This is a genomic window from Croceicoccus bisphenolivorans (genome assembly GCF_001634625.1).
Classification (GTDB): domain Bacteria; phylum Pseudomonadota; class Alphaproteobacteria; order Sphingomonadales; family Sphingomonadaceae; genus Croceicoccus; species Croceicoccus bisphenolivorans.
In genome coordinates, this window is sequence record NZ_LRSE01000045.1 from 1 (window position 1) to 2,644 (window position 2,644).

The following is a 2,644-nucleotide window of genomic DNA, read 5'->3' on the forward strand; positions in this document are numbered from 1 at the left end:
TGCGCGGCGACTGACAGGATGCGAGCGTAGCGACAATCAAGATGAGAATCGGTTGTTGGGGTGTCGGTGAAGGGCGGAGGGCGTAGCCCGAAGCCCGTAGCCGAGACCCCAACAACCGATGGCCCTTTAATGGAGGAGCCGTAGATCGTCGGGGCCGACCCAATATTCATTGGCATATCCAGATTGGAGGGAGATGCCGTGAGTGCCGGGTTGCCAAGTCAACGATCATCAAATGAGGCTTTTCATGAAATTGCGACAGACCAACCCGGTCCCGGTGGCTGCGGCGAAGGCCGGGTTCAGCACCGCGACGGGCTACCGGATCGCGAGCGATCCGGTGCTTCCTTCACACCGTAAAGCGCCCCGCGGCCGACGGCGACCTGATCCGTTGGAATCGATCTTCGAGAGCGAGATCGTACCAATGCTGAAGGCGGCACCTGGCTTGCGGGCGGTGGCGATCTTCGAGGAGATGCGCCGTCGCCATCCCGATCTCGATTTTGGGGTTCGCCGCACGATGGAGCGTCGTATCCGTGCCTGGCGGGCCGTTCATGGCCCGGAACAGGAAGTGATCTTCCGCCAGACTCATGAGCCGGGGCGAATGGGCCTTTCGGACTTCACCGACATGAGGAGCCTCAAAGTCACGATCGCGGGTGCGCCCCTCGATCACCTGCTTTACCACTTCCGCCTGGTGTGGTCAGGCTTCGAACATGCCCATGTCATCCTGGGCGGCGAGAGCTATGTCGCATTGGCTGAGGGGCTGCAGAACGCGCTTTGGATGCTGGGAGGCGCGCCGGGCGAACACCGCAGCGACAGTCTGTCGGCCGCGTTTCGCAACCTTGATGCCGATGCCCGTGCGGACTTGACCACACGCTACGACGCCTTGTGCGAACATTATGGCATGACGCCGACCCGCAACAACCGCGGCATCGCGCATGAGAATGGCAGCGTCGAAAGCTCCCACGGCCATCTCAAGGCGGCGGTGGAGGATGCGCTGGCGATGCGTGGATCGACCGACTTCGAGGACCTCGCGGCCTATCGCAGGTTCATCGACGAGATCGTTGCCCGAAAGAACCGGCGCAGTGCCGCCCGCATCGACACCGAAAGGGCAACGCTCAAACCGCTACCTGATCGTCGCACCAGCGACTACGAGGAACATATCCTTCCCGTCACCTCGTCCAGCACCTTCGTTCTGCGCAAGGTGTTCTACACGGTGCCGTCACGGTTGATCGGGCATCGACTGCGTGTGCGCCTCTACGATGATCGGCTCGATCTGTTCCTGGGCGGCAGTTATCTCATGACCCGGCCACGCGGTCGCCCGAAAAGCGCTACCGAACATGGCTATGTGGTGGATTACCGTCACGTGATCCATAGCCTCAGGCGTAAGCCGATGGCCCTGCTGCAGCTGACCTATCGCGACCAGTTGTTCCCGCGCGAGGCGTACAGGCTCATGTTCGAACGGCTGCTCGAAGCCATGTCCGAGCGTGACGCTTGCCGCAAGATGGTCGAGTTGCTGTCCATGGCCCATGAACGGGCCTGCGAGGCCGAGCTTGCCGATCTTCTCGCCCAGGACCTTGACGAAGGCCGGCTGCCTGACATCGCCGCGTTGCGAACGCGCTTCTCGCCCGATCCGGCCGCGCTGCCCGAGGTGGTGGTCGAGCTTGGCCCCCTGACCGACTACGATGCCCTGCTGCTGGGAGAGGCCGCATGACCAAGGCCCATAACGTCGATGCCCAGCGCCTGAGCTTCATCCTCAACGAGTTGAGGCTTCCTGCCATCAAGGTGATCTGGCCCGAGTTTACCGAACGTGCCGACAAGGAGGGCTGGCCCGCCACCCGACTGCTCGCTGCACTTACCGAGCATGAAATGGCCGAACGTGACCGGCGTAGGATCGAACGTCATCTGAGCGACGCACGATTACCACCGGGCAAAACGCTCGACAGCTTCGCCTTCGACGCCGTGCCGATGGTCTCGCGGGCGCAGGTCACGGCCATGACCTCGGGCGACGGATGGCTGGAAAAGGGCGCCAATCTCATCCTGTTCGGCCCGCCGGGCGGAGGAAAGAGCCACTTGGCGGCAGCCATCGGCCTGCAACTTGTCCAGAATGGTTGGCGCGTGCTGTTCACCCGCACGTCCGAGCTGGTCCAGAAGCTTCAGCTCGCGCGCCGCGAACTGGCGCTCGAATCCGCCATCGCCAAGCTCGACAAATACCACCTGCTCATCCTGGACGACCTCGCCTATGTCGCCAAGGATCAGGCTGAAACCTCCGTGCTCTTCGAGTTGATCAGCGCACGCTATGAGCGCCGATCCATGCTCATCACGGCCAACCAGCCCTTCGGCGAATGGAACCGGGTCTTCCCGGATCCCGCCATGACGCTCGCGGCCGTCGACCGTCTCGTTCATCACGCCACCATCTTCGAGATGAATGTCGAGAGCTATCGTCGCAGGGCCGCCCTCCAGCGACAGACAGGGGCTGGAAGGACCCCAAAATACGCGACAATCAAATCCATCGAGAAAATGTCGATCAGCGACAATCAGAGCGAAGAATCGCCCTTGCCAGCGACAATCTAACCCGGCACCATGAACCCGCCGCGACAATCTGTTCTCATCCTGATAGTCGCTGACCTCTCACCCAGATCGTCGCGCTATA

At 62.0% G+C, this 2,644-nt stretch carries 2 protein-coding genes; both read left to right on the forward strand.

What is annotated here, in order from left to right:
* The first annotated feature begins 202 nt into the window (after nt 1-202).
* On the forward strand, nt 203-1,705 hold the full coding sequence (gene istA, locus A7A77_RS17170) for an IS21 family transposase (protein WP_011950689.1): 1,503 nt from the start codon (nt 203-205) through the stop codon (nt 1,703-1,705).
* A complete protein-coding gene (gene istB, locus A7A77_RS17175) occupies nt 1,702-2,565 on the forward strand; it encodes an IS21-like element helper ATPase IstB (RefSeq protein ID WP_004211466.1) in 864 nt (287 codons plus the stop codon). Before istA ends, istB begins: the two co-directional genes overlap by 4 nt.
* The last annotated feature ends 79 nt before the right edge of the window (nt 2,566-2,644 follow it).